This window comes from Tessaracoccus luoxuelianae (assembly GCF_055326245.1).
In genome coordinates this window covers 225,967-248,213 of the sequence record NZ_JBUZNO010000005.1, presented here as the reverse complement: position 1 = coordinate 248,213, position 22,247 = coordinate 225,967, and the positions used below count along the sequence as shown (strand labels likewise).

Here is a 22,247-nt window from a genome sequence, read left to right as displayed (position 1 = left end):
GTGTGTGGCAGTTGCTCTGACGGCACTGCCGCGACGGCCGCGGAGAACGGACGCCAGTGAGGGGGGCGCACGCTCAGGGAGGACGACAGAGGGTGCCACTCCGGGCACGATTCCGCGCTTCCGACCTTGGGACCCGGAGCGACCGGTGCTCTCACCGCGCGGACACGTGCCCGCAGTGCGGGTCACCCTGCCCCACCCGTGAGCGTGGAGGGCCGCACTGGCGCCCGGCTGCCGCGGTCGGACCGCCGTCGCTGACAACGCGCTCGCGCCTGACCAATTGGGCTCAGTTCGTCGCGCGCGCCCAGGACCGAACCGCGTCGGCGATCGGCGTGGTGGGCCGACCGATGAGGCGCGACAGGTCCCCGCTGGTGACCAGGAGGGTGTCGTCGGCGGTGTTGCTGTCCAGCGTGGTGATGAATCCGATCGTGGCGTCGTCGAATCCGGCCTCTCGCAGCACGCTGACGTGCTCCTCGGTGGAGACCTCGCGGAGGGAGACGGGCTGGCCCAGGACGTCCGCGAAGGTGTCCACGAGGTCCCGCATCGTCCAGGCGGTGTCGCCGCCGAGTTCGTAGGTGGCGTCGTCGTGACCGTCGCCGATGAGCGCGACAGCAGCGGCCTCGGCGTAGTCGGCGCGTGAGGCGCTCGACACCCGCCCGTCCCTCGCGCTGGAGACGACGACGCCGGTATGGCGGGCCTGCTCGAAGGCGGGCTGGTAGTTGTCGTGGTACCAGCCGTTGCGCAGGAAGGTGTAGGTGAGGTCGCTGTCCTTGATGGCGTCCTCTGTGGCGGCGTGCTCGGGGGCGACGAGCAGGCTGGTGGTGTCGGCGCCGACCACGCTCGTGTACACGATCCGGGCAGCGCCCGCGGCCTTGGCCGCCGCGACCACGTTGCCGTGCTGGGCGATCCGCTGGCCCACCTCGCTGCCGGAGATCAGAAGTACTGTGTCGCCCTCGGTGATGACGCCGTCGGCGGGGTTGTTGTAGTCGAGGACGGCGGTGCGCACGCCCTGAGCGCGGAGCGCCTCAAGGCGGTCCAGCGCCCGGCCCGTTGCGACGATGTCGTCGGCCTTGACCCCACGCTCGAGCAGTTTCTGCACGACGAGGCTTCCGAGCTGGCCGGTGGCGGCGGTGATGACGAATGACATGGGGCTCCTCAAGACTCACGCGGATGACGTCCCCAGGATAGCTGGTCCTTGAATCTTCAAGTGTATCCGCTGGGTACCGTGCACTGGACGGCGGATCTGGTGGCGTAGTCGCCACCAGATCAGCCTCTTGGGTGCCGTACTCCCGCTGGTTGCGCGAGCCCACCGCGGCGCCAGCTCCAGCGAACCCGCTGGTGCCCGGATGGAAGGAGGACCGGCCCCGGTTGCGGCGCGTAAGGTGCGAGGTATGGAGATCTGGACCATCGGACATTGGACGTGCCCGGTGGAGGAGTTCCTCGAACCCCTGCACGAGCACGGGATCGGGCTACTGGTCGACGTGCGTGCCCACCCCGGGTCCCGCCGGAACCCGCAGTTCGGCAGCGACGCGATGGCCCAGTGGCTCGCCGAGGTCGGGATCGGCTACCTGCACCTCGCCGAGCTGGGCGGGCGTCGTCGCAAGCAGGGGGTGGACCCGATGATCAACGCGGGTTGGAAGAACGTGAGCTTCAGGAACTACGCCGACTACACGCTCACCGAGGGGTATGAGGAGGGGATCGCACGGTTGTCGGCGCTCGCCCGGGACAGCCGCATTGCGGTGATGTGCGGGGAGCCCATGCCGTGGCGGTGCCACCGGCTTCTGATCTCCAACACGCTGGTGGCGAGGGGTTGGACCGTCTGGCACCTGATGGGCGAGGCGGCCCCGCGTCGACATCAGCTCGGCCAATGGGGCGCCGCGCCGGTGGTCGACGAGCTGTCGCGGGTGATCTACCCCGACGACCAGCCCGGCTCGGGCTGACGGCGGGACGCGCCTGCGGTATCTTGGCGCGCCTGTGCTCTAGGACAGGCGTCGGGCAGTAGGGCAGGCGGGTCCCAGGCGCCTGCGCTGTAGGGCAGGCGTGGGGACGTAACGCAGGCGTGGGGACGCAACGCAGGCGTGGGGACTCAACGCAGGCGTGGGGACTCAACGCAGGCGGATCTCAGCGCGGTGCGATACCCCAGGCACTCCCACCGGTAGCGTGCCTGCCATGGCAGCTCGGGCGACGATGAAGCAGCGCTACGCGCGACGACGGAAGCGCCGGCTGAGCGGCAAGGTCCAGGACCTCACCGCCGCCCAGTGGGCCGCGATCTGCGACGCGTGGCGCGGGTGCGCCTACTGTGGCGCTGTCTGCGTGCCGCTGCAGAAGGACTGCGTGCTGCCGATCTCCCGGGGCGGCCGCTACACCGTCGACAACGTGGTGCCCGCCTGCCGCAGCTGCAACGCAAGCAAGTGCAACAGCGAGGTGACCGGCTGGATGCGGCGGAAGAAGCTCGACGAGGAGTCGTTCCTCATCCGCCAGTGGGAGATCGTGGCCGTCGTCGCGCGCGACGAGGCCCCAACCGCTGGCTGACGGAGCCGAGTCGGGGGGCACGCGGTTCGTCAGGTACCTCTTCCTGTGTCACCCGAGATTCTCCTGCTGGGAGACCTGCACGGTGCCCTGGTCGGTTCCGGACGTGGGGTCGGGGTTGCCGAACAGCACGGCAAAGGCCAGGAAGACTGCGATGACGGCAGCGGCGGCCTGGGCGTTGACGGCGGCGAATGGTGAGCTGTTCATGATGTTCCTTCGTTGTGCGGGCATGGCGGGGCCAGGCCGGGTTGTGGTTGGGCTTGCTTCCTCGGCGGCAACCGGGGCGCGTGTGGGGAGGCGATCAGGCGGGCGTGTCGACGATCGCCTCGGTGAGTTGGTCCGCCACGAGGGTGACTTGCCTTGCCAGGTCCTCGATGGTCGATGGGTTGATGCGCTGGACGGGGCCGCCTATGCCGATGCAACCCACCGGCGGTCCGTCCCGGCCTTCGAACACGGGCGCCGAGATCCCGCACCCCCCGGTGTGGTTCTCCTCGCTGTCGACGGCGTAGCCGAGAGAGCGGACCGTCTCCAGGTGGTCGCGAAGCAGGCCGGGATCGGTGATGGTGTGACCGGTGCGGGCAGGTAGCTCGACGGGCAGCGGGGCCAGTTCCCAGGCGAGCAGGCACTTGCCGACCGACGTGGAGTGGAGGGGCAGCAACCGGCCCTTCTCCAGCACGACACGCAGCGACTGGGCCGTCTCGATGGCGTCCACGACAAGGGCCTCTCCTTCCGCGGCCACCGCTCCGTGTGCGCATTCCCCGGTCAGGCCGACGAGTTCCTGCAGGAACGGCGATGCAAGCTGGCGAAAACGCCGCTGGGCGCTGGTGAGGCCGAACCGTGAGCGAAGCGCCGGTCCGAGCCGGTAGCCCCGCCGGGAACGTGCGGGCGCGACGGCGAACCCCTCCTTGGCGAGCGTCTGCAGGATGCGCGATGCAGTGCTCTTGTGGACCCCCAGCTCGTAGGAGACCTGCTGAACGGAGAGGCCACGGTGTTGCAGGGCGGGGTCACTCTCCAACTCGATGAGAAGGCGGATGACGCGGAGGCCACGCTCAAGGCCGCTACGTTCGACGCCCTGTTGACTCACGTCCACCCCTCCCTCCGGGCCCGTTGTTCCCATGACTCGAGGCTAGACATCGCGCAGAGACTGCACAACCGGCACTCATGGATAGGTTGCGTACCGTGCAACATGTACCGTCCTAGACTGAAGAATTCTCAGAGCGTTGCGTTCAATGCAACTTGACGCATCCATGTCACTCACAGGACTTGGAGTCAGGTGTTCCGGGAGCCCTGGCGAAACCTGACCACGATCGCGCCAGGGAGCGGAGTCGCCACCAGATCCGCCTCTTTGCGCGGGCCCGACCGGCCTCCCCGCGACATTGGGTGTCCGCGCAATCAAATCGTTACCTCCGCGTCCCCACACGAAACACCGTGTCCACTAGTGTGGCCGACGGCCCGTAGTACCCAGGGCCGCGTCACGGGTGGAAGCAGGGATCCGGATGGCAGAGATCACCGCCGTCGAAGCGCGTGACGGCGCCGTCGCGATCGCGGGCCGCACACCGTGGCAGATCACGCGATCGCGGTTGGCCCGCGACAAGGTCACCATGGCGGCCCTCTGCTCCACCGTGTTCTTCATCCTCCTCGCCGTCACCGCGCCGCTGATGACCCAGCTCGGCTGGCTCGATCCGTACTCCTCCAACACGGACCTGGTGGGCGGCCTCGGCTCGCTCCCGCTCGGACCGCTCGGGGGAGTGTCCTGGGACCATCCGATGGGCGTCGAGCCGGGCACCGGCCGCGACCTCCTCTCCCGCGTGCTCGCCGGCCTCACCGTCTCCCTCGTGGTGGCGACGAGCGCGGTCGCGGTCTCCGTCATTCTGGGCACCGTCATCGGGATCGTCTCCGGCACCGCCGGCGGACGCGTGGACTGGCTGTTCTCCCGCGTGATCGACTTCGTGCTCAGCTTCCCGCAGACGCTGATGCTGATCGCCCTGTCCACCATCGCGATCGACCTCATCCAGCGCTCCCTCGGCACGGACCGCACGCCGGCGTCGATGCTGTTCATGATCGCGGTGATGGGCTTCTTCGGGTGGCCCTACTTCGCCCGGATCATCCGGGGGCAGGTGCTGTCGCTGAAGGAACGCGAGTTCGTCGAGGCAGCACGGTCGCTCGGGGCCGGCCGCCTCCGGATCTACTTCACCGAACTGCTTCCCCACCTGTGGGCGCCGATCCTGGTCTACACCACGCTGATCATGCCCCAGAACATCGCCACAGAAGCGGCGCTGGGCTTCCTCGGGGTCGGCATCCAGGCACCCACCCCGTCGTTCGGCTCGATCCTCAACGACTCCGTGCACTACGCCACCTCGGACCCGGCGTACTTCATCTTCCCCGGCGTCACCCTCTTCCTGGTGGTGCTCTCGTTCAACCTCCTCGGAGACGGACTGAGAGACGCCCTGGATCCCAAGGCGGACCGCCAGTGACCGCCACACCCAGAACTTCCACCCACATCCACCTATGAAGGAGAGCGCCAATGAGGCGTAGCAAGATCGCCGCGAGCGTCGCGGCACTGATGGCCTTGGGCCTGATCACGTCCTGCGGGTCCACACCCTCGGCAACCAGCAGCGGATCGACGGCGGCCTCCGAGTCCGCCGCCACCGACACCCCCGCCGCCGGCGGGACCCTGAACCTGCTGATCGGCACCGCGACCGAGCACTGGGATCCGCAGCGCACCTACGTGGGCGTCGCTATCGAGTTCGGCAACCGCACGTTCACCCGCACGCTGACCACATGGTCGCCGGTGACCTCGAACACCGAGCAGGCCACGCTGGTGGCCGACGCCGCCACCGACACCGGCACGGTGAGCGAGGACGGCAAGACCTGGACGTTCACCCTCAAGGACGGCATCAAGTGGGAGGACGGCCAGGACGTCACCTGCGAGGACTACAAGTACGGCATCTCCCGCACCTTCGCCGTCGACGTGATCACCGGCGGCCCCAACTACGCCATCCAGTTCCTCGACATCCCGAAGAACGACGACGGCTCCTCCCAGTACGTCGGCCCCTACACCGGCACCGGCCAGGAGCTCTACGACCAGGCCGTCAGCTGTGACGGCAACACCATCACGTTCAAGCTCAGCCAGCCCGTGATGGACTTCAACTCCACGGTCACCATGACCGCCTTCAGCGCCTTCCGCGAGGACAAGGATCAGGGCGACAAGTCCAACTTCCAGGTCTTCTCCAACGGCCCCTACAAGCTGGAGGGCGCCTGGTCGCCCAACAGCGGCGGCACCTTCGTCCGCAACGACCAGTGGGATCCGGCCACCGACGAGGTCCGCAAGGCCTACCCGGATTCCATCGTGTGGGACGAGTCGCTCACCCAGGAGACCGTCTACGAGCGCCTGATCGCCAACCAGGGTGACGACGCCAACGCCATCACCTTCGACCAGGCACCGGTCACGGCGCTGGCCAACGTCTCCACCGGCGCCGAGGGCCGCACCGACATCGTCGCCTCGCCCTACACCCGGTACCTGGTGCCGAACTACAAGTCGGATGTGATGAGCAACGACAAGGCCCGCGAGGCGCTGGCCCTGGCCACGGACCGCTCCGCCTACGTCACCGCCGTCGGCGGCGACCAGGTTGCCAAGCCGATCAACTCCCTGATCAACCCGGCCCTCGAGGCGTTCCCGGACACCCCACTGCTCGCCGGCGAGACGGGTGACCCGGAGGCAGCGAAGGCGGCCCTGGAGGAGTCCGGCCTGACCCTGCCCGTGGCCATCAACGTGGCCTACCGCAAGAACGACACCATGGACAAGGTCTTCTCCGGCCTCAAGACCGGCTGGGACGCTGCCGGCTTCGAGACCAACCTGATCGGCATCCCGGCCGAGCAGTACTACGGCACGCTGCAGTCCCCGGACTCGGCCCCCAAGTACGACGCCTACTGGGCCGGTTGGGGCGCCGACTACCCGTCGGCCTCCACGGTGATCCCGCAGCTGCTCGACGGCAGCACGCAGATCAGCGCCGGCGGCCCCGGCCAGGACTACGGCTACTTCGACAACGACGAGTTCAATGCCGGAATCGACGAGGCCTATCAGATCGCCGATCAGGCCGAGCGCGAGGCGGCCTGGGGCCAGCTCGACGCGGACGCCGTGACCAAGCACTTCGCGGTCATCCCGCTGATCGTGGACCAGTTCGTGTTCGTCCGCGGCAGCAACGTGCAGGGCGCCTACGTCAACGGCACCTTCACGGGCTACTACGACGTGGCGACCATCTCGGTCAAGAGCTGACATAGAGCAAGAGGTGGGGGTGCGTCCACGGGCGCACCCCCACCCACGCGGAACAGCTAGGAGCTGGCATGTTCTACTACATCCTCAGGCGGCTGATCGCCGTCGTGGCGATGCTCTTCGTGATCACCGCGACCACCTTCGTCCTCTTCTACGCCTCACCGATCGACCCAGCCCAGTACACCTGCGGCAAGAACTGCACCCCCACCATCCTCGAGGGCAACCGCAAGGCCCTCGGCTACGACCAGCCGGTCACCGTCCAGTACGGCAAGTTCGTCGCCGGCCTGTTCGTCGGCCGCGACTTCCCGGACAACGCGGAGCTCCGCGAGTCCAACCCGGAGCAGGTCGTCCACTGTGGCGCCCCGTGCCTGGGGTACTCGCCCAGCCAGCACCGCACCATCAACGAGATGGTGGGCGAGGCCTGGCCGGTCTCGCTGTCCATCGCCGTCGGGGCCTTCTCGCTCTGGATGTTCATCGGCGTGGGCGGGGGCATCATCGCCGCGCTCAACAAGGGACGATGGCCCGACCGCACCATCGTCGGCGCCGCCCTCGTCGGATTCTCGCTGCCCACCTTCTTCGTCGGCCTGATCCTGCTGACCTTCCCGGCCATCAAGTGGGGCTGGGTGCCCATCCCCAACTACGTGCCGTTCTTCGAGAACCCCCTCGCGTGGGCGCACAACCTGATCCTGCCGTGGATCACCCTGGCGTTCTTCTTCGCCGCCAGCTACGTCCGGCTGACCCGCGCCTACATGATCGAGACGCTCAGCGAGGACTACATCCGCACCGCCCACGCCAAGGGCGTGACCAGGCGGCGGGTCGTGTTCAGGCACGGCCTCCGCGCCGCCACCACCCCCATCGTCACGGCGGCCGGCCTGGACCTCGGCGGCCTCCTCGGCGGCGCCATCATCACCGAGAGCGTCTTCTCCATGCACGGGCTCGGCTTCCTCGCCGTCCGCTCCGTCACCAACATGGACCTGCCCACCATCGTGGCGATGGTGATGATCGTCGCCTCCTTCATCGTCATCGCGAACATGGTGGTCGACATCGCCTACGGATTCATCGACCCGAGAGTGAAGGTGGCCTGATGAGCGAGCCCTTCCTCCGCGTCAACGACCTCAAGGTCAGCTTCCCCACGGACGACGGCGTGGTCAAGGCCGTCGACGGCCTCACCTTCACCCTCCACAAGGGCACCACACTCGGCATCGTCGGGGAATCGGGCTCCGGCAAGTCGGTGACGTCGCTGGCGATCATGGGCCTGCACCGCGGCTCACGGGCCCAGGTCAGCGGCGAGATCCTGCTCGACGGGCAGGACCTGCTCACGATCTCCGACGAGGAGCTCCGCCGCCTCCGCGGACGCAAGCTCGCCATGATCTTCCAGGACCCGCTCTCGGCGATGCACCCCTACTACACCGTCGGACAGCAGCTCACCGAAGCCATCCGGGTGCACGAGAACGTCTCGAAGAAGGCCGCCCGCACCACCGTCATCGAGATGCTCGCGCGCGTGGGCATCCCGAATCCCGACAAGCGCGTGGACCAGCACCCCCACGAGTTCTCCGGCGGCATGCGCCAGCGGGCCATGATCGCCATGGCGCTGATCAACAACCCCGAGCTGCTGATCGCCGACGAGCCCACCACCGCGCTCGACGTGACGGTCCAAGCCCAGATCCTGGACCTCATGCGCGGCCTGCAGGCCGAGTTCGGCTCGGCCATCATCATGATCACCCACGACCTGGGCGTGGTGGCCGAGATCGCCGACGACGTGATGGTGATGTACGGCGGCAAGGGCGTGGAGTACGCGGAGGTCGACGACGCCTTCCACCAACCCGACCACCCCTACACCTGGGGGCTGCTGACCTCCATGCCCCGCCTGGACCGGCTCAAAGCCGAGCGCCTGATGCCGATCGACGGCAACCCGCCGTCGCTGATCAACATCCCGCCCGGCTGCGCCTTCCATCCGCGCTGCACCTTCCGCGAGTACGCGGACGTGGCGTGCGACGCGGTGGTCCCCGAGCTCCTCGAGTCCTACCCCAAGCACGATTCGCGGTGCCACATCCCCGTGGCGAAGCGCGCGGAGCTGTTCGCCGAGCAGATCGTCCCGAGGCTGTAGGAGAGTCCGATGAGCCTGTTGAACGTCACCGATCTGAAGAAGCACTTCCCTACCCACACCCAGAAGCTCATCCGCACTCCCGGCGCCCCGGTCAAGGCCGTCGACGGGCTCAGCCTCACCCTGGACTCCGGCGAGACGCTCGGCGTGGTGGGGGAGTCCGGCTGCGGCAAGTCGACGGCGGGGCGCACCATCCTCCGGCTGCTCGAGCCGACGGCGGGGACCATCGAGTTCGAGGGCCGCGACGTCACCAGGGTCAAGGGCGAGGAGTTGCGTCGGCTGCGTCGCGAGGTGCAGATGGTTTTCCAGGACCCGTACGGCTCGCTCAACCCGCGGCACCCGATCGGCGCGATCGTCGCGGCGCCGTTCCAGATCCAGGGCATCAAGCCGCCCGGCGGGGTGAAGCGCACCGTCCAGGAGCTGATGGAGCGCGTCGGGCTGAACCCTGAGCACTACAACCGCTACCCGCACGAGTTCTCGGGGGGCCAGCGCCAACGCATCGGCGTGGCCCGAGCGATCGCGCTCAAGCCCAAGCTGATCGTGTGCGACGAGCCGGTCTCGGCGCTGGACGTGTCCATCCAGGCGCAGGTGATCAACCTGCTGGAGGACCTGCAGGCGGAGCGGAACCTGGCCTACCTCTTCATCGCCCACGACCTGTCCGTGGTGCGCCACATCTCCGACCGGGTACTGGTGATGTATCTGGGGAAGATGATGGAGGTGGCGGACCGCGACACCCTCTACGAGCGGCCGATGCACCCGTACACGCAGGCGCTTCTCTCCGCCGTCCCGGTTCCGGAGCCGCGGCGAGGTCGGGACCGGATCCTGCTCACGGGCGACCTGCCGAGCCCGCAGAACCCGCCGTCGGGCTGTGTGTTCCGGACCCGCTGTCCGATCGCCACCGAGCGGTGCGCCGCCGAGGTGCCGGTCCAGACCGAGGTGGAGCCCGGCCACCTGGTGGCCTGCCACTACCCGGCGGTCCGCGTGGTGGTGTAACCGCGACACAATGGGCACCATGCAGAAGACCATCGTCATCACCGGGGCCAGCGACGGGATCGGGGCCGCCGCCGCGCGGGAGCTCAGCCGCGCCGGCCACACCGTCGTCGTCGTGGGGGCGTTCACCGGCGAAGACTGAGGCTGTCGCGGCCGAGCTCGGCGCTCCGTTCCACGTGGCGGACTTCGCGGACCTGTCCCAGGTCCGCGCCCTTGCGGCAGCGCTGCTGGCCGCGTACCCGCGCATCGACGTCCTGGCCAACAACGCCGGCGGCATCATGGGGGAGCGGACGCTCACCGTCGACGGTCATGAGACGACGTTCCAGGTCAACCACCTGGCCCCGTTCCTGCTGACCACGCTGCTGATGCCCGCCCTGCTGGCGGGGAAGGCCACCGTCATCCAGACCTCCAGCGCGGCCGCGCGCGGGTTCGGCCGCCTGGACATCGAGGACCTGCAGCTCACCCGCGGCTACTCCCCGACGAGGGCCTACGGCAACGGGAAGCTGGCCAACATCCTCTTCACCACCGAGTTGCAGCGCCGCCACGGGGACGAGGGTGTCGCGGCGGTGGCGTTCCATCCCGGGGTGGTGGGCAGCAACTTCGGGGCGGACAGCACCCAGGCCATGCGGTTCTTCTACCACGGACCGTTCAAGAAGGTGTTCACCATCACCAACGAGAAGGGCGCGGACCAACTCGTCTGCTTCGCGCAAGGCCAGCCCGGCACCACGTTCCAGCCGGGTGCGTACTACGAGTCCAGGAAGGTCGCGGGGAAGGTCAACCCGCAGGCGCGGGACGCGGACCTGGCCCGGGAGCTGTGGGACCGCTCGGCCTTGCTCGTGTGAGCGGTCCACCGGGTTCGTGTGATCGACCTCCCCGGCCCCCGCCGCCCAGTGCGTTGAGCCGATGGATGGGTTCGACGAAGGGGCCCCGCGTGGACTGAGCGGAGGCCGCTCCGCGAACCCATCCATCGGCTCAAACCCACCCCCCGCGTTCGGAGGCTCGGGGCGAAGGCCGGCTCTTTCTTCCTGGCGTGGTCGATTTCTTCCTCACATGATGGAAAACATGGCACTCAACATCAAGGATCCGCTCACAGACGACCTCGCCAGGCGGCTGGCGGCGGCGACGGGCGAGAGCATCACCGTCGCCGTTCGGGTGGCGATGGAGGAGCGGCTCGAACGCCTGGAGCGGGAGCGGCGGCGGCACGGGCGCCGACCCAACCTCGGCCGCTACATCCAGCGGGCGCGCGCTCGCCGACTACTCGATGCCCGTCCAGCTGACGAGATCCTCGGCTACGACGACAACGGCCTGCCGACATGATCGTCGACACCTCTGCCCTGATGGCGATCATCATCGGTGAGCCAGAAGCGGAGCGGGACTTCGCGCAGACGGACATCGCCGCAGCCGGGTGACTCCTCACCATCACGGTGCCCCAGCGTGGGGCAGCGGAGAGGATGGGTCGTCGCTTCGCCTCCAGGGCCAGGGCCTACAGCACCAGCGTCAGTACCAAGACCACGATCAGCGCCACGGCCATGACCGCGACCACGCCCAGCACGAGCCACACGAGCCCCCGGCCGAGGCGGTCCGCGGCCTCCGCGTCGTCACCACCGCGCGGGTCACCCACAGCGAAGCGGAGGATGGCGGCGTCGATTGCGTCGTCGACCACGGCCCGTCCGGACCGGTGCCCGGCGTTGGCCGCCGCCATCGCCTCGGCGATCCCCCACCGCACTCCCCGGGCGTCCTCCGGGTTCATGGCAGGAGTCAGGTGCCGGGAGCACTCCCGCAGAAACGTCGGGGCCGCCCGGCCGCCCGCGACCGCCTGCGGGAACCTCGCCAGCAGGGAGGCCAGATCATCCTCGGCACCAGAACCCGGGCGCGCCATCTCGACGGCCATCGGCGCCAGGAGGTCAGGATCGTGCTCGACCATCTCCGCGAGGTACTCAACCCCCAACTGCCCGGCGTGCCGGTTGCTGAGAAGCCTGCGGATGCGTCGGGTGTCGCGTTGCAGCGCCTTCGCCTGCTCGGCCGCGGTCAGCACCACCAGGCCGGGCGCGGACTCGGCCGTGAGCCCGAGGCCGTCCAGCCATGGCCGCGCCTCCCGGAGCGCCGACACGTCCCAGCCTGTGGTGACATCCTCGGCGAGCAGCAGCAGCGCGTCGGTCTCCAGCAAGCCAGGCGGCAGCATCGGGGCCTGGCCCCGCCGGGCCCGCCTCCGCTCGATCCGCACCAGCTGGCCCCAGACTCCGGGCAGCTCCAGCGAGTCGACCGCCCCCCGCGACACCACCGTCGACGGGTGGCTCAGCAGGCGCTCGAGCTGATCCACGTCACCCGACAGCAGCCGCCTGGACAGGTCCCTGTCGGCCCACCGGCGCGCCTGAGGTCCGACGATCGGCCCATGGAGCAGCTGCAGCGCCTCACTCAACGACAGCGGCCGCTGCGCCTCCAGCTCCTCCAACCACTCCGTCCAACTCCCCGCCCGCGACCTCCGGCCGGGATACCGCCGCTCTGCAGCTTCGCCGAGCGCCCAGGCCACCCCTGCGGGCAGCGGCTCGACGTCCGGCCGGGCCCCGTCGTCGTGAGGCGCGCGCGCCGAGAAGCCGCGGAAAATGTCGCGGTGCCGATCCCGCAGGACCCCCGGCCACTCGCCTGAGATCACGGTCTCGCCGGCCTCGATGCGCGAGGCGGCCAGCGAGGTGGACCAGGTGTATCCCTGCGCCACGCCCTCGGGCAGGATCCGGCACAGCCACCCCAGGAGCTGATCCACCTCGCCCTGAGCGCCCGGCAGCAGAAGTACCCGGCGCGACGAGTCCAGCGACAGCATGCCTGCCAGGGCGCGTTCCAGCTCCGGGCCCGGCGCCTTGAGGGTGGTGCGCGGGCGCACAGACGGGCCGGGCATGAGCCAACCATCGCGCCGCACCACCGGCAGCGATCCGGTCAGGCACTCCATCAGGGTGGCGCCGTCGGACAGGGCGGCGAGTTGGACGGTGCCGGCGGGCCCGTACTGCCCCCCCGACCCCTGGACGACGACGATCCACGAGCCCACCCGCGGCGAGTAACGGTAGGTGGTCACGGCGATGCCCTGCGCGTCAGGGGAGCCGGCGACGGCGAGCTGCGGGTACAGCGGTTCGAGCGCCGCGAACTCGGCCGCGACCTGCGGCGGGAGGGACGGGGAGCTGCGCTCCGGGTCCGGGCGGAAGCCGCCCCCGCGGTCCGAGCGGGTGGAGACGAGCCAGGCCTGGGTCGTCATCCGGGCTCCTGGAACAGCACGGTCATCAGATGCAGCAGGCCCGCGTTGGACGGGATCACCGCGTCGGGGTCGCCGACCTGGCGGACCCGGCCATCCGGCGTGACGAACTCACGGGTGCAGGTCAGGACGAAGCGGATCGCCGCGGTGCCGTTCAGCGTCGAGACCAGGTTCCTGCCGAAGTCGGCGCCGAGCAGGGCAGAGGCGAGCACGGCGGCGACGACGTCGCGGGCCTGGAGGACGGACCCGTCGGCCCCGGCGAACCAGTACCGCTCGGAGGTCTCGACGGCCACCTCCAGTCCGCCGACGCGCAGCGGCGCGAAGGCGTCCGTGGCCACCAGGCCCCAGAAGTTCGACGGATCCCCGAAGTGGCCCAGCACGGCCAGCGCCACCTCGTTGGCCACCCGCGCGCGCTCGTACCGGTCGCCCTCCTTGAGGACTCCCCCCAGCAGCTGGCGCGCGGACGCCGTCATGAACTCCGGGTCGTAGTGGTTGACCGCCGCCAGGACCGCATCCGCGGCCGCCCCCTGAAACTCCCTGGCCGACTCGGGGCGGCGGAACGCCCACGCCCACCGTCTCAGCGCATCCGGCTCACCGGGGGCGACGGGCTGCCTGGCCAGCGCGCTGTGGATGGCGTCACACTTCGACACCGCGATGGACAGCTTCGCGTGGCCCATGGCCGTGAGCTCGCCGTCGCTCATCAACAACACCGAGTGCAGCAACTCGTGGGCCTGTTGGCGGGTGGAGGCGAACACACGACCCGGCTCGCCGCCCCGCACCCTCGACGACGCCAACCGCTCGGGGTCGGTCAGCTGGTGGTACACCGACGACAGCGACAGCGAGTCGAGGACGCCGAGGAAGTGGTGCGAGTAGTTGAGCTGAGCTCTCTCGCTGCGGCCCAGTTTCACCCCGCCGTCGCCCAGGTCGGTCAACCGGTCGATGATCTCGCCGGGGAGATCCACCAGCGCGGTGGTGACCTGCCGTCCCCCATTCGTGCTGCGGAACAGGTACGGCGCTCTCGTGCTGCCCCAGATGCGGGCCCGGTACTCGATGCTGGCGGGGTCCGGGTTCTCCAGCAGCAGCGCCTGCCGGAGGACGTGCTCCAGCTTGTCCGCGGCCGCGACATCGTCGCTGACCGCGCCCAGGTACGCGGTGAGCCGTTGCCGTGCCGTCTCGCGGTAATCTGCCGTCGGTTCGATGCTCCCGGTGGTGAACCGCTGCCCCATCTCCGGGGTCAGCACGCGCCGCACCTGACGCTCCTGCCCGGGCGCGATCTCGGGCGCCCCCAGGTGCGACGGTGGCAGTACCTCCTGCCACAGCCCGCGGACGAGCTGGGACTTGCCCCCGCCCGTCGAGCCCAGGATCTGCACGACGGTGGGGTCATCGGTGGCGTCGGGGCTCGGCTGGTCGCGGGTGGTGGTCCCGATGATGGCCTTGATGAGGCGCATGACGATGTTCGGGACCGGCGCCTGGGCCGCCGTCACCCGGCGCATGTGGCCGTAGCGGCAGATCTCCCACCTGTCGGTGACCGCGTCGCGGGGAAGCATCGTGCCGAGCGCGATGTCGCGGTGGCGCAGCCGGTAGGAGCCGCCGTCGGGTCTGCTGCTGACCTCCAGCACCAGCCAGTCGCCCTCCTCGGCGCTGCACAGCAGGCATGCCCGCCCCATCAGCGCACCGTCCCCCACAGCCAGAAGGCGATCAGCAGGACCACGAAGGTGGCGACCGCGCTGAGGACGGTGACCAGGGTCGAGATCCGCTGCAGCTGCCGGTCCACGTCGTCGAGGTAGGTGGACAGGCGCACCGTCACCGGGTCCGAGCGCCGACCCGTCCGCCCCGTGAGCGCGCCGAGCTCGTCGCGGGTGAGTTCGAAGGGGGTGACCAGTCCCATGACGAATGCGGTCAGCCGCTCTATCACTTCCCGAGCACCGCCAGAACTCCCATCATCGCCAGCAGGATCGCGGCGCCCACCCCGATGGCCACCCCGATGAGGAGCGCGCGGGTGACCCGCTCCTTCACCGTGGCCGTCACCGCCGCCCTGACCACCTCGTCGTAGGCGGCCTGGGGCCGGTGCACGCTGGAGCGGAGGGCGCGCTTGGACTGCTCCGCTACGACGAGGTGAGCCGCCGGGATGCCGGCCGGGGCGCGGGCGGCTTCCACGCGCGCCGGGTCGATGCGGGTGTCGCCGCGCATTGCGGGGGTGGTGGCGCCGCCGTCGACGATCGTGATCTCCTCCCGCGCGGCCCTCGCCGTCGAGACCGCCGCCGCCATGTCGTCGGCGGTGGCGAAGCGGTCCTCGCGCTGGGGCTGCAGCGCCTTCAACACCACGCCGTCGAGGAGCTCCAGGCTGGGATCGTCCGCCCGCACGCTGGGCGGGACGACGGCGGGGCGCGCCCCGGTGGACGCCTCCAGCGCCCCGAACGGCAGCGACCCGGTGAGCATCTTGTACATCAGGCAGCCCACCGAGTAGATGTCCGAGCGTGGATCCAACGGCTGGCCCAGGAGTTGCTCCGGCGAGGCGTACTGCGGGCTGCCCGGCTGGAGGCCGGTGAGCGTAACCGGCGCATCGGAGGAGGACTTGGCGATGCCGAGGTCGATGATGGTCACCCGGCCGTCGCCGTCGATCATCACGTTGCTGGGTTTGATGTCGCGGTGGAGGATCACCTGCGGGTCCGCGTGCATCGCCTGCAGGCCGGCCAGCACCTGGAGGGTGATGTCCACCACCGCCTCCGCGGTGAATCGTCGGGTGACCTTCAGCTTCTCCTGGAGCGTCTCGCCCCGGACGTGGTCCATGACGATGTAGGGGTGGTCCTCGTGGGGGCCGGCCCACGGCGCGGGGCCGGTTCCGGCGTCGCGGACCCGCACGACGTTGGGATGCTCGATGCGTGAGAGGAGTGCCCGCTCCCGGTGGAGCCTGGCCCTGAAGGCGCCGTCGACGCTCATGGCGCCGGTGGGGAACTTCACCGCGACCATGTCGCCCTGCTGGCGGTCCGCGCCCGTGTATACGTGGGCCATGCCGCCCCGCTTGGGCACCTCGTCGGTCAGCTCGTAGCGGTCCGCGACGACGAAGCCGGCGTGCTCCGTCATGTCGGCCCCCCTGGGTGGTCTGGAAGTGCGGTCTCCGCCTCGATGGTACCGCCGTGGGCCAGCGCCCCTCGCGGGAACACCGGGCCGCGACGGGTGTCCGACCCGGGGCGCGATGGAGCGCGGCCGGTGCCCGCTGCGCGGGAGGCGCCTGCGTTAGCTCTGGCCGCCTGAGCTACAGCGCGGGCGGCTGAACGCGACACAGGCGCCTCCGGGGCGCCAGCACTGTAGTACAGGCGTCGGGACGGAGGACAGGCGTCGGGACGGAGGGCAGGCGTCGGGACGGAGCGCAGGCGTCGGCCAACGACGACGACTCGATTCGCGACGGCCTGCAGCGGTGGTCGTCCCACCAGTTCGCCCTCTCCGACGGAGACGAGCTCACGTTCGACCCCGCGGCCCTCTACCGCACGCCGGTGGAGTACCGGACCTGGTTCCAGGTGCGGTGCACGAGATCGGCTGAACCCGGACGGCGCCCACCGCTGCGACGACCGGTGCTTGGATCGCGTGGTCGCGGATATCGGTCAATCGCAGCGGGGTGAAGCTCAGCGGCGCCCCCAGAACGCGTCCTCGTTGGCACCGTCTTCGGAGAACAGATGCACAGCGATGATCTGTCCGTCCCGGATGGTCAGGAGGTCCACCCCGGCCATGTCCATCGACGTGTCGGCGCGTGTCCCGCTGAAGCGGACCGGAACCGCAACGAGTTCGCCGTTCGCCATCGCGGGCCCGGTCACGACAAGCTGGAAACTGCCGGCGCTCACGTCCATCATCCCGCCCAGCAGGGACCCCACACCGTCGATGCCGGTGTGGTCGCCTGAGAACTGGTTCGCCCCCGGCTGGTGCCACACCACCTGCGGGCTCATCAGGCCCATCGCCGTGGGCACGTCACCTCTTCCCAGTGCCTCGAAGTAGGCGGCGGCGACGGCGGCTGGAGCATTGTTGTTCATCGGATGATCCTTGTCTCGGGGGTGCATGAGATCAAGGTAACGATTGGTAACCTGTTACCTCAACGTAACCGTCAGGAGTGGATGACGATGGACCAGCCGCCTCAGTGGAATGTGATGGTCGCAACGTGCCCGTCGCGCACCTCGTTGGCGCGCATCGCGAACAAATGGACCGCGATGACCGTGATCGCCCTCAGCGACGGTCGCCTGCGTTTCGGGGAGATTCGGCGGGCCGTGGACGGAATCAGCGGGAAGGTCCTGGCCGACACGCTGCGAGACCTTGAGCGCGACGGGATCGTCTCCAGAACCGCCTACGATCAGATGCCCCCGCGAGTCGAATACGAGCTCACCACTCTCGGGCAAACCCTGCGGGACCCCCTCGCCGCTCTGGGCCTGTGGGCCGAGACGCACATCGCGGAGGTTGAAGCAGCCAGAGACGCTTACGACCAGAAGGCTTGAGCCCTTCCACCCGAATCGGCGGAAACGGTTTCGGTGGTCGTCCGCCTCCCAGTTCGGGACCCGACTCCGCGACATCCACGGACCCAGGTCGAGGACTGACGAACAGGCTCTTTTGTAGCCCGGCGCACCCTCCGCCCGATCAACCGTCGCGCGTGCGGGGGCCGCGATCGGAGCAGCCGTTGCCCGCCCGCGCCGTCGTTCGCACAATGGCCCGAGGGGCGCCGTCGCCCCAGGGACGAAGGGGGAACCATGACCGACTTCTACAGCGCAGCCCCGGGCGAGACGGCCCCGCCGATTCCCGACGGGCCACAGCTCTGCAACGGGACCGCCGACATGCGCGTGGTGCACAACGCGTTCCTGTACGGGTACACCGACGCCCCGGCGCTGATCCGCTCCACCGCCGCGTGGGACTCGCGACGCTCCGAGTTCGTGGGCCACTACATCGCGGAGATCGACGCCACCCTGCACACTCACCACGAGTCCGAGGACGAGCTCCTGTGGGACCGCCTCGAGCAGCGTGCGCCGGGCTGCGCGCTGCACGTGGGGCAGATGCGGGCTCATCACGCGGAGGTGTCGCGGCTGCTGGCCAAGGTGGCGCCGCTTCTCACGGCGTGGCGGGCGAGCGCTGATCCGAAGTTGGGTGACGAACTCGCCACCGCGTACGAGGAGCTTCTGGAGGTGCTCAAGGTCCACCTGCGCCGCGAGGTCGTCGAGGTGGTGCCGGTGGCCGAGAAGGTGATCACGGCCGAGGAGTGGAAGAAGATGGGCGACCATTCGATGGACGCCATCCCCAAGTCGCGGCTGCTCGTGCAGCTGGGCATGATGCTGGCCGCCTCGCCCGGAGAGTCGCGCCAGATGTTCGACGAGCTGCCGATGCCGATCAGGTTCATGTACCGGCTCGTGGGGAGGCGCCAGTTCGAGCGCCAGTTCCAGGAGCTGTTCCCGGGCCGCCCCGTCCCGCAGACCTGACGTCCTGCCTCGGCAGCAGGTCCGTCCGATCAGCTAAGTGTCAGGCTGAGTGTCGTACTCGATACTCAGCCTGACATTTAGCCGTTGCTCGTCGCTGCCTCCGCGCCAGAGCGACGGCGACCTGCTCAGTCGGCAGACGCCCGGGGCATCCCGCAGACGTAGGCGGCCTGCGCGATGTGCTGGGCGGCGTCGTCGATGATGCTGACCAGCCGGACCCCGCGCGTCACAGGGGGATTCCAGTGGCGGTCGACGACGTCGTCGAGGTCCGGCTCACTGAGCGCGTGGATGTAGTCGGTGAGCGCGTCGACCGTGGCCAGCCCGTAGTCGACCAGCAGCTGCGGATCCACCACCACGACGGCGCGGGCCTCCTCCTCGCTGTGGCCGTAGCCCACCCCGTCGCCCAGCGCGCCGAGGGCGAAGCGGTCGCGGAAACCGTCTCGGGTCCACACCTCATCGAGGCCGGTGAGGTGGGCCAGCTGCAGGTCGATCTCGCGCCCGGTGTGCCAGAGCAGCCAGGCCACCGAGTTGGCGTGCCCACCGGGGTGCGCGTTGAGCGTCTCGTCAGCGAGGTGAAGCGCGCTGAGAGCGTCGCGGGGACGGGAGGCGGCGTCGAGCAGGATGTCGATGGCGTTCATGCGCCCATTCTGTCGTGCGGAGCGCCCGTCAGCCGGCGGAGCCCGCGACCGCGCCGCGCAAGGTCTCGCCCCACCGTCGGGCGCGGTCCAGCTCCCCGTCCTTCAGCGGCCCGTACTTGCCCTGCACGATGAACCCCTCGGGCTTCGCGACGCGCCGGTAGCCCTTCGCCTCGAGCTCCTTCGCGATCGTCGGGGCCCCCTTGCCGAAGGGGCCGCGGACCTCGGTGTCGAAGGAGGCGAACCCCGCGGAGCCGGCCGGCAGGGCGTCCATCCACGCGCGGATCGACGGTCCACTCAGGTCCGGGGCGGGGGAGCCCGGCTCGGGATGCTCCCGGATGTCGTTGCGGGTGCGCTCCGAGGAGAGGTGGAACGCGAACACCGGCCCGCCCGCGACAATCAAGTCTGCGCCGGCCACGGCCTCCGCCCCGGCATCCTTGGTGGGCAGCGCGACGGCACCCGCCCCGATCCCCTCGGCCACGGCCCGCGCCACGGCGGCGGTGTTTCCCCACAATGATTCGTAGACAACAACGGCCTTCATCGCCCGTCCTTCCGGTCTCCCTCAGCCTACGCCCGCCGCGACCCCCCCCGCCGCGGTGGCCGGCGGCGCCAGGCAACAACACGGCCGAGTACTACCCAACGTGGGTGATGTCCAGACTTCCCCTCGCGGGGAGGATGGCCGGACCGACACGAAGGAGTTACTCGATGGCGAAGACAGTGTGGGCGACGGCGCTGGTGGGGGTCACACTGCTGCTGGCCGCATGCGCCCCCTCCGCAACACCCCAGGACGCACCCGCGAGCGAGGATGTGGCCGGCAGCATCGTCGGCACCACGTGGCTCCTGAGCACCCTCGGCGGGGAGGCGCCCGCGGAGGGCTCCACTGTCACCGTTCACTTCGCCGACGACGGAGCCCTCTTCGGTTCCGGCGGCTGCAACCGCTTCGCGGGCACCTACGAGATCGACGGCTCGGCCCTCACCGTCGGTGACGCGCTGCCCTCCACGATGATGGCCTGCGACGAGGCGGTGATGGAGCAGGAGTCGGCGTTCTTCGCGGCCCTGGTCGATGCCCGGGAGTTCGCGGTCGCCGACGACTCGCTCACCCTCAGCGACGAGGCCGGGGCCGAGCTGGCCACCTTCACCGCCCAGTCCCAGGATCTGGCGGACACCACCTGGACCATCACCTCCTACAACGACGGCTCCGCGGCGGTCAGCCTCCTCGAGGGCACGGAGGCGGACCTCGCCTTCGCCGATGACGGCACCATTTCCGGCACGGGGGGCTGTAACCGCCTCCTCGGCTCCTACACCGCCGGCGACGGCACCATCTCGTTCGGCACCATCGCCACCACCCAGATGGCGTGCGAGGCGCCGGTGGGCCTGATGGATCAGGAGGCCGCCATCGTCGCCGCCCTGGAGAGCGCCGCCACGTTCAGCGTCGAGGGCGACACGCTCGAGATGCGCACCGCCGACGACGCCATCGCAGTCCAGTTCACCCGCGCCTGACGGCGCGCTTACACCGCCACCCATCCGCGACACCGAAGGACTGACCATGACCCACGCAGCGCCGTACCCCCCGTTCTCCCTGCCCATCCGTGAGCTGACCGTCACCGTCGGCGAACTGCCTGACGGCATTGACGCCGTCGCCCACATCGTCTTCGCGGGCGAGCAGCCTCCGTCGGCGAGCGGCATCACCGCCGAGCGCGCCTCCTCCCTCGGTTTCGACGCCGCGGTGGGCAAGACGCTGGTCCTCGTAGGCGCGGAGGGGCCGCTCACGGTGCTCGTTGGCGGCGGTGACCGCGACAAGGCGGACGCCACCACCCTGCGCAACGTGGTGTCGCACTTCGCGCGCGCTGTGCCCAAGCAGGAGCGGCTGGCCGTCGTGCTGCCCGAGTCCCCGGCGGGCGTCACGGACACGGTGATCGCCGCAGTCGAGGGTTCGGCGCTGGCGCGCTACGTCTACCGCATCGGCCAGGACGGGCCGGACGCGAAGCTTACGGCTCTCGCGCTGGTGTGTGACGAGGGCTACGTGCCTGAGGCCGAGGCTGCCGTGGAGCGCGGACTGCTGCTGGTGAAGGCCACCAAGCTCGCCCGCGATCTCACGGGCACCCCGGGTGGCATGCTCACGGCCACCAACCTCGGCGAACTCGCCCTCGAGATGGGTCCCGACGCCGGCCTCGAGGTCCAGGTCTTCGGCGAGGAGGAGCTGGTGGAGCTCGGCTGCGGCGGGCTGCTGGGCATCAACCTCGGCAGCGTCGAGCCGCCGGCCATGGTCAAACTGGTCTACCGCCCCCAGGGCGAGCCCACCGGCAAGCTGGCCCTGGTGGGCAAGGGCATCATGTACGACGCGGGCGGCCTGGCGCTGAAGCCCGGCGACGAGGTGCATGCCGTGATGAAGAACGACATGGGCGGCGCGGGCGCCATCCTCGCCGCCATGACCGTGCTCAAGGACCTCGGCTGCACCGCCCAGGTCACCGGCTACCTCATGTGCACCGACAACATGCCGTCGGGCTCCGCGCTCCGCCTGGGCGACATCGTCGTCATGCGCGGCGGCAAGACCGTCGAGGTGATCAACACCGACGCCGAGGGCCGCATGGTGATGGGTGACGCCCTGGTGCTGGCCACGGAGGAACCCGTCGACGCCATCGTCGACATCGCCACCCTCACCGGCGCCGCGATGCGCACGCTCGGCACCGAGATCGCGGCCGTGCTCGGCAACAACGAGGACCTGATGGACCAGGTGAAGGCCGCGGCCGAGCGCGTCGACGAGCCCGTGTGGGAGCTTCCCCTGGCGCACCGGTACCGTCCCGAGCTGAACTCGGAGCTCGCGGACCTCCGCAACATGGGCGGCGCCAATGCCGGCACCATCACCGCAGCCCTCTTCCTGGAGGAGTTCGTCGACGGCAAGCCGTGGGTGCACATCGACATCGCCGGCACCGCGCAGTCGTGGTCGGCGGACAAGTGGCGCAACAAGGGCACCACGGGGTTCGGCACCCGCCTCCTCATCGACTTCGCGCTCAACTTCAAGGCCTGAGAC

The 22,247-nt window shown here is 69.6% G+C and carries 25 protein-coding genes; 15 read left to right on the top strand and 10 right to left on the bottom strand.

Features of this window, described 5'->3' with window-relative positions; translation table 11 throughout:
- Positions 1–283: 283 nt before the first annotated feature.
- Positions 284–1,144 carry an NAD(P)H-binding protein gene (locus tag ACZK39_RS09510; RefSeq protein ID WP_463613153.1) on the bottom strand — a complete coding sequence of 287 codons (861 nt, stop codon included), beginning with the start codon at positions 1,142–1,144 and terminating at the stop codon, positions 284–286.
- A 244-nt stretch (positions 1,145–1,388) separates the two neighbouring features.
- Here ACZK39_RS09510 and ACZK39_RS09505 point away from each other — a divergent pair, with 244 nt between their 5' ends.
- Both ACZK39_RS09505 and ACZK39_RS09500 read left to right on the top strand, forming a co-directional pair.
- A complete protein-coding gene (locus tag ACZK39_RS09505) occupies positions 1,389–1,937 on the top strand; it encodes a DUF488 domain-containing protein (protein ID WP_463613152.1) in 549 nt (182 codons plus the stop codon).
- A gap of 229 nt (positions 1,938–2,166) precedes the next feature.
- Positions 2,167–2,529: an HNH endonuclease gene (locus ACZK39_RS09500; RefSeq protein ID WP_463613151.1), complete on the top strand. Its 363-nt coding sequence runs from the start codon at positions 2,167–2,169 to the stop codon at positions 2,527–2,529.
- A gap of 48 nt (positions 2,530–2,577) precedes the next feature.
- Here the strand turns inward: ACZK39_RS09500 and ACZK39_RS09495 are convergent, their stop codons facing one another.
- Complete coding sequence (locus ACZK39_RS09495; RefSeq protein WP_463613150.1) at positions 2,578–2,733, bottom strand: hypothetical protein; 156 nt, start codon at positions 2,731–2,733, stop codon at positions 2,578–2,580.
- Between the two features lie 94 nt (positions 2,734–2,827).
- The gene (locus tag ACZK39_RS09490) at positions 2,828–3,643 is read right to left on the bottom strand and encodes an IclR family transcriptional regulator (protein WP_463613149.1); all 816 of its coding nucleotides are present in this window, start codon (positions 3,641–3,643) and stop codon (positions 2,828–2,830) included.
- A gap of 379 nt (positions 3,644–4,022) precedes the next feature.
- Between ACZK39_RS09490 and ACZK39_RS09485 the strand changes: the two genes are divergently transcribed.
- The 9 genes from ACZK39_RS09485 to ACZK39_RS09445 all read left to right on the top strand — a co-directional run bounded on the left by ACZK39_RS09485 (position 4,023) and on the right by ACZK39_RS09445 (position 11,302).
- Entirely contained in the window at positions 4,023–5,000 is a 978-nt protein-coding gene (locus tag ACZK39_RS09485) for an ABC transporter permease (RefSeq protein WP_463613148.1), read from the top strand.
- Positions 5,001–5,050: 50 nt separating this feature from the next.
- The gene (locus ACZK39_RS09480) at positions 5,051–6,802 is read left to right on the top strand and encodes an ABC transporter substrate-binding protein (RefSeq protein ID WP_463613147.1); all 1,752 of its coding nucleotides are present in this window, start codon (positions 5,051–5,053) and stop codon (positions 6,800–6,802) included.
- Between the two features lie 68 nt (positions 6,803–6,870).
- A complete protein-coding gene (locus tag ACZK39_RS09475) occupies positions 6,871–7,884 on the top strand; it encodes an ABC transporter permease (protein ID WP_463613146.1) in 1,014 nt (337 codons plus the stop codon).
- A complete protein-coding gene (locus ACZK39_RS09470; RefSeq protein WP_463613145.1) occupies positions 7,884–8,906 on the top strand; it encodes an ABC transporter ATP-binding protein in 1,023 nt (340 codons plus the stop codon). Before ACZK39_RS09475 ends, ACZK39_RS09470 begins: the two co-directional genes overlap by 1 nt.
- A gap of 9 nt (positions 8,907–8,915) precedes the next feature.
- Complete coding sequence (locus tag ACZK39_RS09465; protein ID WP_463613144.1) at positions 8,916–9,896, top strand: ABC transporter ATP-binding protein; 981 nt, start codon at positions 8,916–8,918, stop codon at positions 9,894–9,896.
- 19 nt (positions 9,897–9,915) lie between these two features.
- Positions 9,916–10,035 carry an SDR family NAD(P)-dependent oxidoreductase gene (locus tag ACZK39_RS09460; RefSeq protein ID WP_463613143.1) on the top strand — a complete coding sequence of 40 codons (120 nt, stop codon included), beginning with the start codon at positions 9,916–9,918 and terminating at the stop codon, positions 10,033–10,035.
- 34 nt (positions 10,036–10,069) lie between these two features.
- Positions 10,070–10,735, top strand: coding sequence for an SDR family NAD(P)-dependent oxidoreductase (locus ACZK39_RS09455; protein ID WP_463613142.1), 666 nt, complete (start codon positions 10,070–10,072; stop codon positions 10,733–10,735).
- A 220-nt stretch (positions 10,736–10,955) separates the two neighbouring features.
- The gene (locus tag ACZK39_RS09450) at positions 10,956–11,210 is read left to right on the top strand and encodes a type II toxin-antitoxin system VapB family antitoxin (RefSeq protein WP_463613141.1); all 255 of its coding nucleotides are present in this window, start codon (positions 10,956–10,958) and stop codon (positions 11,208–11,210) included.
- Positions 11,207–11,302, top strand: a complete 96-nt coding sequence (locus ACZK39_RS09445; protein ID WP_463613140.1) for a type II toxin-antitoxin system VapC family toxin — start codon at positions 11,207–11,209, stop codon at positions 11,300–11,302. Before ACZK39_RS09450 ends, ACZK39_RS09445 begins: the two co-directional genes overlap by 4 nt.
- Before the next feature lie 74 nt (positions 11,303–11,376).
- On the opposite strand, the gene ACZK39_RS09440 is transcribed toward ACZK39_RS09445, so the two are convergent.
- From ACZK39_RS09440 to ACZK39_RS09420, 5 genes are all read right to left on the bottom strand, one after another.
- Complete coding sequence (locus ACZK39_RS09440; RefSeq protein WP_463613139.1) at positions 11,377–13,137, bottom strand: serine/threonine-protein kinase; 1,761 nt, start codon at positions 13,135–13,137, stop codon at positions 11,377–11,379.
- A complete protein-coding gene (locus tag ACZK39_RS09435; protein WP_463613138.1) occupies positions 13,134–14,819 on the bottom strand; it encodes a hypothetical protein in 1,686 nt (561 codons plus the stop codon). Before ACZK39_RS09435 ends, ACZK39_RS09440 begins: the two co-directional genes overlap by 4 nt.
- Positions 14,801–15,022, bottom strand: a complete 222-nt coding sequence (locus ACZK39_RS09430) for a hypothetical protein (RefSeq protein WP_463613137.1) — start codon at positions 15,020–15,022, stop codon at positions 14,801–14,803. The genes ACZK39_RS09435 and ACZK39_RS09430 overlap by 19 nt, the downstream gene beginning before the upstream one ends.
- Before the next feature lie 23 nt (positions 15,023–15,045).
- Positions 15,046–16,218, bottom strand: coding sequence for a serine/threonine-protein kinase (locus tag ACZK39_RS09425; RefSeq protein ID WP_463613136.1), 1,173 nt, complete (start codon positions 16,216–16,218; stop codon positions 15,046–15,048).
- Positions 16,219–16,757: 539 nt separating this feature from the next.
- The gene (locus tag ACZK39_RS09420; RefSeq protein ID WP_182800233.1) at positions 16,758–17,159 is read right to left on the bottom strand and encodes a nuclear transport factor 2 family protein; all 402 of its coding nucleotides are present in this window, start codon (positions 17,157–17,159) and stop codon (positions 16,758–16,760) included.
- 87 nt (positions 17,160–17,246) lie between these two features.
- On the opposite strand from ACZK39_RS09420, the gene ACZK39_RS09415 reads away from it, so the two are divergent.
- Together ACZK39_RS09415 and ACZK39_RS09410 are read left to right on the top strand one after the other, a co-directional pair.
- Positions 17,247–17,615, top strand: coding sequence for a winged helix-turn-helix transcriptional regulator (locus ACZK39_RS09415; protein WP_182781244.1), 369 nt, complete (start codon positions 17,247–17,249; stop codon positions 17,613–17,615).
- A gap of 249 nt (positions 17,616–17,864) precedes the next feature.
- Entirely contained in the window at positions 17,865–18,584 is a 720-nt protein-coding gene (locus tag ACZK39_RS09410) for a hemerythrin domain-containing protein (protein WP_463613135.1), read from the top strand.
- A 125-nt stretch (positions 18,585–18,709) separates the two neighbouring features.
- On the opposite strand, the gene ACZK39_RS09405 is transcribed toward ACZK39_RS09410, so the two are convergent.
- Positions 18,710–19,219: a mycothiol transferase gene (locus ACZK39_RS09405; RefSeq protein WP_463613134.1), complete on the bottom strand. Its 510-nt coding sequence runs from the start codon at positions 19,217–19,219 to the stop codon at positions 18,710–18,712.
- 28 nt (positions 19,220–19,247) lie between these two features.
- Complete coding sequence (locus ACZK39_RS09400; RefSeq protein WP_463613133.1) at positions 19,248–19,757, bottom strand: flavodoxin family protein; 510 nt, start codon at positions 19,755–19,757, stop codon at positions 19,248–19,250.
- A 164-nt stretch (positions 19,758–19,921) separates the two neighbouring features.
- Between ACZK39_RS09400 and ACZK39_RS09395 the strand changes: the two genes are divergently transcribed.
- Both ACZK39_RS09395 and ACZK39_RS09390 read left to right on the top strand, forming a co-directional pair.
- The gene (locus ACZK39_RS09395) at positions 19,922–20,716 is read left to right on the top strand and encodes an META domain-containing protein (RefSeq protein WP_463613132.1); all 795 of its coding nucleotides are present in this window, start codon (positions 19,922–19,924) and stop codon (positions 20,714–20,716) included.
- Between the two features lie 46 nt (positions 20,717–20,762).
- Complete coding sequence (locus ACZK39_RS09390; RefSeq protein WP_463613131.1) at positions 20,763–22,244, top strand: leucyl aminopeptidase family protein; 1,482 nt, start codon at positions 20,763–20,765, stop codon at positions 22,242–22,244.
- The last annotated feature ends 3 nt before the right edge of the window (positions 22,245–22,247 follow it).

Coding starts and splice junctions, on each gene's coding strand:
- ACZK39_RS09405 (WP_463613134.1), bottom strand. CDS start 19,219: ATGAACGCCATCGACATCCTGCTCGACGCCGCCTCCCGTCCCCGCGAC.
- ACZK39_RS09500 (WP_463613151.1), top strand. CDS start 2,167: ATGGCAGCTCGGGCGACGATGAAGCAGCGCTACGCGCGACGACGGAAG.
- ACZK39_RS09430 (WP_463613137.1), bottom strand. CDS start 15,022: ATGGGACTGGTCACCCCCTTCGAACTCACCCGCGACGAGCTCGGCGCG.
- ACZK39_RS09490 (WP_463613149.1), bottom strand. CDS start 3,643: ATGGGAACAACGGGCCCGGAGGGAGGGGTGGACGTGAGTCAACAGGGC.
- ACZK39_RS09495 (WP_463613150.1), bottom strand. CDS start 2,733: ATGAACAGCTCACCATTCGCCGCCGTCAACGCCCAGGCCGCCGCTGCC.
- ACZK39_RS09480 (WP_463613147.1), top strand. CDS start 5,051: ATGAGGCGTAGCAAGATCGCCGCGAGCGTCGCGGCACTGATGGCCTTG.
- ACZK39_RS09440 (WP_463613139.1), bottom strand. CDS start 13,137: ATGACGACCCAGGCCTGGCTCGTCTCCACCCGCTCGGACCGCGGGGGC.
- ACZK39_RS09470 (WP_463613145.1), top strand. CDS start 7,884: ATGAGCGAGCCCTTCCTCCGCGTCAACGACCTCAAGGTCAGCTTCCCC.
- ACZK39_RS09415 (WP_182781244.1), top strand. CDS start 17,247: ATGGACCAGCCGCCTCAGTGGAATGTGATGGTCGCAACGTGCCCGTCG.
- ACZK39_RS09460 (WP_463613143.1), top strand. CDS start 9,916: ATGCAGAAGACCATCGTCATCACCGGGGCCAGCGACGGGATCGGGGCC.
- ACZK39_RS09475 (WP_463613146.1), top strand. CDS start 6,871: ATGTTCTACTACATCCTCAGGCGGCTGATCGCCGTCGTGGCGATGCTC.
- ACZK39_RS09510 (WP_463613153.1), bottom strand. CDS start 1,144: ATGTCATTCGTCATCACCGCCGCCACCGGCCAGCTCGGAAGCCTCGTC.
- ACZK39_RS09390 (WP_463613131.1), top strand. CDS start 20,763: ATGACCCACGCAGCGCCGTACCCCCCGTTCTCCCTGCCCATCCGTGAG.
- ACZK39_RS09450 (WP_463613141.1), top strand. CDS start 10,956: ATGGCACTCAACATCAAGGATCCGCTCACAGACGACCTCGCCAGGCGG.
- ACZK39_RS09420 (WP_182800233.1), bottom strand. CDS start 17,159: ATGAACAACAATGCTCCAGCCGCCGTCGCCGCCGCCTACTTCGAGGCA.
- ACZK39_RS09465 (WP_463613144.1), top strand. CDS start 8,916: ATGAGCCTGTTGAACGTCACCGATCTGAAGAAGCACTTCCCTACCCAC.
- ACZK39_RS09395 (WP_463613132.1), top strand. CDS start 19,922: ATGGCGAAGACAGTGTGGGCGACGGCGCTGGTGGGGGTCACACTGCTG.
- ACZK39_RS09445 (WP_463613140.1), top strand. CDS start 11,207: ATGATCGTCGACACCTCTGCCCTGATGGCGATCATCATCGGTGAGCCA.
- ACZK39_RS09400 (WP_463613133.1), bottom strand. CDS start 19,757: ATGAAGGCCGTTGTTGTCTACGAATCATTGTGGGGAAACACCGCCGCC.
- ACZK39_RS09505 (WP_463613152.1), top strand. CDS start 1,389: ATGGAGATCTGGACCATCGGACATTGGACGTGCCCGGTGGAGGAGTTC.
- ACZK39_RS09410 (WP_463613135.1), top strand. CDS start 17,865: ATGACCGACTTCTACAGCGCAGCCCCGGGCGAGACGGCCCCGCCGATT.
- ACZK39_RS09425 (WP_463613136.1), bottom strand. CDS start 16,218: ATGACGGAGCACGCCGGCTTCGTCGTCGCGGACCGCTACGAGCTGACC.
- ACZK39_RS09485 (WP_463613148.1), top strand. CDS start 4,023: ATGGCAGAGATCACCGCCGTCGAAGCGCGTGACGGCGCCGTCGCGATC.